This is a genomic window from Schlesneria sp. (genome assembly GCF_036405755.1).
In the GTDB taxonomy this organism is placed as follows: Bacteria; Planctomycetota; Planctomycetia; order Planctomycetales; family Planctomycetaceae; genus Schlesneria; species Schlesneria sphaerica.
Window position 1 is genome coordinate 1 of the sequence record NZ_DASWWZ010000044.1, and the last position, 7,719, is coordinate 7,719.

The window sequence follows — 7,719 nt, forward strand, 5'->3', positions numbered from 1 at the left end:
CCCTGTCACATCGAGCTGGCCGCCCCTACCCAGTGCAAGGCACGACGACACCGACGCGTGCTGCGACACCGGCGTGATGTCCGAGAACGGGGTCGGCAACCCGCTTGACCCCGTTCGAGGCTCACACTCTGCCCTGGCGGAAGACCGCTCAACCGGGGACACCCGATCCCGGCCGCCTGATCGTGGCCCCCGCGACCGGCGAAGCAGTGGGAATTCAGAGTTGTTCGCGTTGGTTGACGAGGGGGTTTTCAGCGACCCCGGCCACGGCCGCCCGTGTTCCCGCCACCACCGCCGAAGTTGCCGCCACCGCCACCTCCACCTCCGAAGTTACCCCCACCTCGTCCACCCTGGAATCCACCAGGGCCGCCGCCGCGTCCCCCCTGGAATCCACCACCCGGTCCGCCGCCGGGGAAGCCTCCCCCTTGAGGACCGCCACCGGGGAATGGTCCCCCACCGAATGGATTGCCTCCGCCAGATTGTCGTCCGCCAAACTGTCTTCCGCCCCCCTGCGAACCCATGCGGCGCATCATGTCGGCATCAGGTGCGGGTGGTGCACCGTTTCCGGAACTTGTGGGGCGCGTGCGGGTGGCACTCACGTTGACCTTGGGCATGAGCGATGTCAGCGTCGACTGCACGACCATCGGATCGGCCGTCTTCAGCGGCACGACCCGGACCGTTCTTCTAGCTTCCTTGGCTCGTTCGTCAGTCGCCTGAACCAGAGCCTCGACGCGGCGGAACATGCTGTCATTGCAGGAAACGATCAGATGACTGGTCCGGCGATCCACGCCCAGTGACAGCTCCGGCCCCTGAGGCTTGCGCCCGGCCGTCGCATTCCGATTTCCGCCACCCATCATCGCCATAAACGGATTGAAACCGGGCCCCCCCTGCTGTTGTGGCTGTTCCGATGTCATCGCGTCCTTAAAGACGCTCTCGATCATCTCGGCCACTTCGTCGATGTCGGCGTATTCGACCGGGATGGATCGTGGCAAACGGTCCCGCAAAGATTGAGGAAGCTCGCTGGCGTCGAGTAATTCCAGCATCGATTCCACATCCTGAATGACATCGGGTGGTCCCGTCACAAACAGAGCATTCGACCGAACGTCGGTGATGATCCGCAGATTCTGTGATCCCCCCAGCGTCTGGCCGAGTCCCGTCGCGTTCAGCATGCCGGAACCGAATCGAGACAACCCGCCCCCAAATCCGCCGAAGAAGTCGTTCGTCGGGGCGGGTGAAGAGACCGAACTTTGCGGAAACAACCGCTCGATCATCTGCGCCGTTTCCGTGGCATCCGCTGTCTTCAGATAGAAAACCGTCCACCGTGGCCGTGCGGGCGTACCATCAACCAGCGCGGTGATCAATTCTTCCAGTTCATCCAGCGTCTGACTGTCTGGCCCCGTCAGGATCAATTCATTTCCAAGAACGGTGACTCCGACCGGCTCATCCGGTTCCCCGAACTCGGATTGGTGATCCCGAATGTCCCGAGCGTTCGGCGGCTGCCGACGACTTCTTCTCCTTCCACGCACACCCGAATCGGGTTCGCCCTCCTCGTCGGCCGGCGCCATGTCCTCCCCATCCCCCTCATCGGGGGCCGAGGTTGTGGAGTCCTCGATCGGTGCCTCATCCTCTTCGGCGGAGGCGACTTGCGTTGCCGCCGTTTTGTGGACCACCTGCGCTGCAGGCACGACACGCACCTCATTCTGAGAGGCCGTCGGTCGTGGAATCAGTTGTGTTGTGGCGGGACGAACTCGCTGACGCGGAGCCGGTTCCTGGGCCTTTCCTGGAACTGCTTCAGACCGTTCTAGAGGATGTTGCGGGACCAGCTTCTGAGGTGGTGCCTCGGTCGAGCGCCCCGTATCCCGTGGAGGTCGGCGTGGCATCGGCTGATCGAATGCTTCCTCGTCCCGGAAGAAGGGAGGGGACCCAGGGACGCGGCGATCCCGAATGGGACTCGGTTGTGAAGGGACGACAACGCGGATCGGTGACCGACCCGCAGCGCCCCAGCTTCGCTGGACCATGTTCAGGATTTCAGCCGGATCATGATTTCGCAGATTCAGATGTCGCAGGTTCCCCCGATCGGCCCCTTTTGCGGAATCCTCTTCCTCTTCAAAATCCATCGTTTCCCCCATCCCGCGCAGCAGGTCCCTGACCTGCATCAACTGGTCTGCGGTGCCGCGAACCATGATTCGTCGACCGCTGGCATCGTGCTCGATCGAAGGAGGGCGAGCGGCATCATTCAGAAACAGGTTCCGCAGTGAATTCGCGACTTGGGCGGGATCGAGTTTCTTCAAGTTGATGACCGCGACCGAGCCACTCGCTTCACCCGAAAACTCTTTAATGTGACGTTCAACGGCGGCGTGTTCTTCCTTGGTCCCCAGAATGTGAACCTTGCCGGAACGGGAATCTTCACCGATCACAATTCCCGGCATGATGTTGTTCAATGTCTGGGCGACAGAGGACGAGTCGCCCCCTCGAACGGTGTACGATTTGACGAACGTGGGGTTCTCAGACTTTCCGAGTGCGTTCCCCGCCGCATCCACGTTTGTATCCAGCGCCTTGATAACGTCTTCCACCACTTTCAACAAAGTCGAACTGGTCGCCACCAGCAGGTGGTTCGTGCGAGGATCCGCCGTGACCTGAATTTTTCCCAGGTACTGCGAGGCCGAGCCTCCTGCAGGTGCCGCAGGAGCCGGTGCACCCCCGGGAGGCCCACCGGGGAATCCTCCCCCTGGAAAGCCGCCGCCCCCCGGGAACCCGCCGCCGGGAAATCCACCACCCGGGAAGCCGCCCCCGCCTCGCTCGCGTCCGCCGCCGAACCCGCCCCGGGCGGGTGCCGCCGCGGGTGCCGACGAAGTCACGGGAGGATTCAGCCCGAACAGACGACGCACCGTCCGTTCTGCCTCGGCCGCTGAAATATGTTTCAACGCGATCGACTTGAAGGCGGTGTCTTTATTCCCGACCGGCGTTCCCGTTTTCAGCAGCATCTGAATCCGCTGAAGATTCCCCCCCGTATCGGTCAGCACGAGCGAGTTTGTCGACTTCAGTGCCACCGCTTTGCCGTAGGGTCCGAGCAGCTCTTTCACTTCTAAGACAACCAAGTCAGCGTCCGCAGTCCCCTCCAAAGGGAGGATCAGATTCAGCAGTTCGTTCTTGCCGCGAGAAAAAAGCTCATCCGTAGTGACGTTCGGAATCACATTGGGAGGAATTGGGCTATCGGTACTGAGACACACCAGGAACCGATCCCGCCGAATCAGAATGTAGCCCTTCTGCAGCAGGTATCCGTTCAGAATATCCAGCGCCTCGGTCATCGTGTGGCGTTTGTTGTCGTAATAACTGAAGGTTCCCGGAGGAACGTCGTTCAAGTCGAGCGTCAGATCGTTGGCGTCCGCAAACAGCTTGAGCACACTCTCCCAGGGAGCATACCGGAACTCGAATGACAGAAGAGCTTCTTCGTCCCCCATCTCTCTCGGGGGGGTTGTTTCAGGAGACGTCCGCCGCGAATCGCCCGGCTTTCCCGGATCGGATTCCGCCTCCTCCGCGAAATCCGCCTGTTCTTCGAGTGCCTCCCTGGCCGCTTCCTTTTCTGCCGCTTCGTGTTGTGCGGCCTTCAAATCTGCTTCCGGTCCAAAAGAAATGACCGTTTTGGCTCCGGGGGGCGGTCCATTGTCGGGAACGGCAGCCTTCGCATTGGGCAGATCACTTTCGACGCTCGTCGAACCGCCCGAGGGGGCGCTGCTGTTTTCCGAGCCACCGCTGCCGGGAGCACCTCCGGGAATTCCGGCGGGTGGCGTGCCGGTGGCTTGCTCGACATGTTTCTGCCACGTCGCTTTCTGCTCATCGGTCAGCAGATTGAGCACTTTGTCTTCGTTGGCCTTTTTCGCCGCCTGAAACTCGGCAGTGCTCATCCCCCGATAGCTGCGTGTCGCGGCCTGGCGGATCTCGTCAATCTGGGATTGCTGCTCAGGAGTCAGCCCCAGTTTTTCCACCAGCTCTTTATTGCGGAGCGAATTGATCAAACTTGTGGAATCGTCACGCGACGAACGTGTCCGTTCGCCGCCACCGCGACTGGAACGCTGAGACCAGGCGGTCTCGGGAAACGCGACAGCGACGGCTACGACGGAATAGAGGGTCCATCGTAAATAGGGTGACATTCCTGAGTTTCGCATTCCGACTCCCAATCGTTGAACTCCGTCATCAACAGAACCTTCGCGTTGGCTATGAGAAATAACGGTTGGATTGTGTTGAAACATCGATATCCGTGATGCCGTCGTTACAATTGTTGCTATTGGGCGCAATGAGGCCCCACAGCAGGAAGGATAGAGCCCGGCAAACCGCGACGAGAACTAGATTTTTCGAATTCAGGTCGGTTTCATGTATTTGGACTGTAGAATTTTGAGTCCATGCGGAACGAACACACCCCCAGGTGACGCTGATACGTTTCGGCCCTTTCCTATCATCGTTTCCCGGTGCATACAGCAACCTGACGGAAATCGCGAAAAGTTCGGCAATTCAACGCGAGTTTGACGGAAAAAAAGAAACGGACCCCAAGCGTGATGAAGTTCGCAGGCAAGAACCAAGCGTTCTTCACAAAACATGTCAAGACCGAATCCTGAAAAGACGATTCAAATAGCTAGACGGTTTGCAGCAGTGCGAACGACCACACGACGGATGGCGATTGATCCGGAATGTGCGACTCGCACAGTGAAGACGTCTGGGGGGTAGGACAATCAGGGTTTTCTGAACACAGAGCTAAAGACTCTGCGAAGGCGAACACGTAATTCCCCGCCCTCCACGGGTATTTCGACCAAGGGATCGAGTCGAAATGCCCGCCGATGCCCGACGCGTAAAGACTTGTCGGATGGAACTATGAGTCTCGAATGAGTCGGGATGCATGGTTCTGTCCGAAAGACACCGACTCCGAGCAATCGGCGGTTTTCCTGCCGCTCGTAAAGCAAGCGGCGGAAAAACCTCGTCAACACGTTTGAGGGTGAAGATCCGGAGGGTCGCGACGCCCTTCTGTGTGAGCAAAATCTAGTGATTGGAGAGCCCGCGATGAGAACGATCTTCACTACTGGACAGGTAGCAAAGATCTGCAAGGTTGCACCCCGCACAGTGAGCAAATGGTTCGACTCCGGCCGTCTGCGCGGTTACCGCATTCCCGGATCACAGGACCGTCGCATCCCACGCGAGCACTTGATTCGGTTCCTTAAGGAACACGGGATGCCTTTGGGGGAACTGGAAGACGAAGCGATGGGCAAATTGCTCCTCGTCGGAGTCGACCAGAACGTCCGAGGACAGATTCTCGACCTGATGCCTCCCATGGATTACAAAATTGAATCCGCGGCGAGTGGCTTTGAAGCCGGCATTCAGGCCGAATCTCTGCATCCTGACTGCGTGGTAATCGACTTCGGCATGGGTCGACATGAAGCAACATTGATTGCGCAGAACCTGCGCAAAAACAATGAGTATGCTGACGCTGTACTGGTAGCGCTACTGAGCGATGACGACACGGCCAGCGGTTTTGACCGTACCCCGTTCAACGAGACGTTCCGGAAACCATTCGACTCAGCCCTGCTGGCCGAACGGATCCGCACCCTCGTCGGTCGGAAAAAACAATTGGCCTGAAGAACATAGATGAATCGTCCGGATAAGCATCTGTTGTGACCAGGGACGGGTCCACAGCAGATTCGCGTTACCCGACTGATGAGCGGCAGGAGTCGATGATCGACACCTGCCGCTTTTGTGCTTTTTCACCTCGGACTCACCTCGGACCAGTGTACTCGCCGCAGATCAAAGCCCCGCACAAGCCGTACGCGCCGCAGCGACATCGGCCTGCAACTGCTGAAGCAAGTCGTTCGCAGAAGCAAACTTGCAAATATCACGCAGTCGCGACACAAACGAAATCGCGATGCGGCGCCCGTACAGGTCACCACTGTAGTCGAGCAAATGGACCTCGATCTTCCGGGCCGCTTCGCCAAACGTCGGATTGGGGCCGATGTTGACCGCCGCCGCCCAGCTCGTGCCGTCGATCGTCGTGGTGGCCGCGTAGACCCCGTTTGCCGGGGCGAGGGTTTCCAGTTCAGCAAGATTGGCCGTCGGAAAACCGAGTGTCCGGCCCCGCTGTGCACCGGTCACAACGGTTCCCTCCATGCGGTAAAGATGCCCCAGCAGCCGCCCCGCTTCCGCGACATTTCCGTCGTTCACCAGACCTCGAATGACACTCGACGAAACCAGCTTGTCATTCACAATTTCCGGCTCAACGACTTCCAGAGTCAACTGGTGCCGGGAACAGAGCTGACGCAGAACATCGATATTCCCCTCACGATTGCGACCGAAATAGAAATTCGGCCCCTCGACCAGGCCGCACGCCTGGAGCTGTGTCTGGACAATCGAGTGAAAAAACTCTTCTGCGGTGAGCGTCAGGAATTGCCGGGTCGTCGGCAGCACGATGACCGTGTCCACCCCAAACTTCTGCAGCAGTTCCGCCCGGTACGACATCGAGGTCAGTCGTGGGGGTGCCGCTTCCGGACGTAACAGTTCGATCGGATGCGGATCAAACGTCAGCACCACGGCAGGAACGCCTGCAGCGCGGGCCTGACTGACGAGCGTCCGCAACATCAGTTGATGCCCGCGATGAACCCCGTCAAAGTTTCCTATGGAAACGATCCCTCCGCGATAACACTCGGGAGATTCAAACCCAAACAAAACGGTCATGAAACCGATTCTTCTTCGAAAAGTGCAATGCTGGCGGTAAAACCGTGAATGTAGTTTTTTCCGCCCACCGGTCCCAGCTCTCCCTGGGCAAAAAAACCGGCCAGTGGCAAAGGCCCCAGATGTCGCTGGATCAGTGTCGCGTCGTGATCTGGTGAAGAAAACATCCGAGAGCCACGCCCATTGCAACTGAACAGCAGGCTCGCCGCGGGGAGACGTGGGTGCGTCGACGAGTGTCTTTCCAGCAGACGAATCAGGTCGGCGTCCGCCGCCTCACCGTCCCGGATCTGGAACTGAACTGTCTGACCAACCCGAATCGGTCCACCCGCTTTCAAGGCACCCGACTTCTTGTCGACCCCCATCACGTTCAAGATAAGGAAGTCACCTCGGTGAAATGACTCCTGATACTCGTTGAGCGCGATCCCGATATGGACCCCTTCCTCGACCAGCGACTGATCTCGCGGCGGCAGCAGGTGGTACATTTCCTGCAGCCGCTGCATCGGCGCCACCCCGCCAAGTTCGTATACGACATTTCGATCGGCTTTCGTCACCACGAATGGGGTCCCGATCGGCCGGCATCCCTGAGAAACGACAGAACGGACCTGAGGCCCCCCTCGCAGGACGACCCCGACCGCCCCCTGATCAATCTCGCGACCGTTCAGGAACAACCGATTCTCGGTCGGGTTGCCACCGCTCGCCTGCCCCCCGAACAGCGGGACATTCGGCAGTTCGTCCGCCAGCAGATCAATCACCGACTGCGGCATCGCGGAAAAGGGTTCGCTCAGCAGGAAGACGGCACGCGTATCGTCGGTCCGGTCCCCCAGATCGTCGGGCAAACCGCTGCACATGATGCCGTCGGGCGTTTCGGCGAATTCCATCTGAAACGGGACAAGATCCGCACCGGGCAAGACGCCTGACCAAAGTGACAGGGCCGGTCCGTTTTCGTATTCGCGCGTACCATTGATGACGGTCTCGCCCGTACATCCCAGCAACAGCCCGCCGCCGATCCGA

General features: G+C 59.3%; 4 protein-coding genes. 1 reads left to right on the forward strand and 3 read right to left on the reverse strand.

The genetic code is table 11. The features are described from left to right. Window positions 1-248: 248 nt before the first annotated feature. Complete coding sequence (locus tag VGE80_RS01415) at window positions 249-4,148, reverse strand: secretin N-terminal domain-containing protein (protein ID WP_440591405.1); 3,900 nt, start codon at window positions 4,146-4,148, stop codon at window positions 249-251. A gap of 901 nt (window positions 4,149-5,049) precedes the next feature. Between VGE80_RS01415 and VGE80_RS01420 the strand changes: the two genes are divergently transcribed. Further along, window positions 5,050-5,622 carry a helix-turn-helix domain-containing protein gene (locus tag VGE80_RS01420; RefSeq protein ID WP_373649043.1) on the forward strand — a complete coding sequence of 191 codons (573 nt, stop codon included), beginning with the start codon at window positions 5,050-5,052 and terminating at the stop codon, window positions 5,620-5,622. Window positions 5,623-5,787: 165 nt separating this feature from the next. Here the strand turns inward: VGE80_RS01420 and VGE80_RS01425 are convergent, their stop codons facing one another. Further along, window positions 5,788-6,711 carry a bifunctional riboflavin kinase/FAD synthetase gene (locus VGE80_RS01425; RefSeq protein ID WP_440591406.1) on the reverse strand — a complete coding sequence of 308 codons (924 nt, stop codon included), beginning with the start codon at window positions 6,709-6,711 and terminating at the stop codon, window positions 5,788-5,790. Next, on the reverse strand, window positions 6,708-7,719 hold a 1,012-nt coding region (locus VGE80_RS01430; protein WP_440591407.1), incomplete at its 5' end, for an FIST signal transduction protein. The genes VGE80_RS01430 and VGE80_RS01425, both read right to left, overlap by 4 nt.

Bases quoted from the DNA above. Each gene is read 5' to 3' on its own strand.
- VGE80_RS01415 (WP_440591405.1), bottom strand. From the start codon at position 4,148: ATGTCACCCTATTTACGATGGACCCTCTATTCCGTCGTAGCCGTCGCT.
- VGE80_RS01420 (WP_373649043.1), top strand. From the start codon at position 5,050: ATGAGAACGATCTTCACTACTGGACAGGTAGCAAAGATCTGCAAGGTT.
- VGE80_RS01425 (WP_440591406.1), bottom strand. From the start codon at position 6,711: ATGACCGTTTTGTTTGGGTTTGAATCTCCCGAGTGTTATCGCGGAGGG.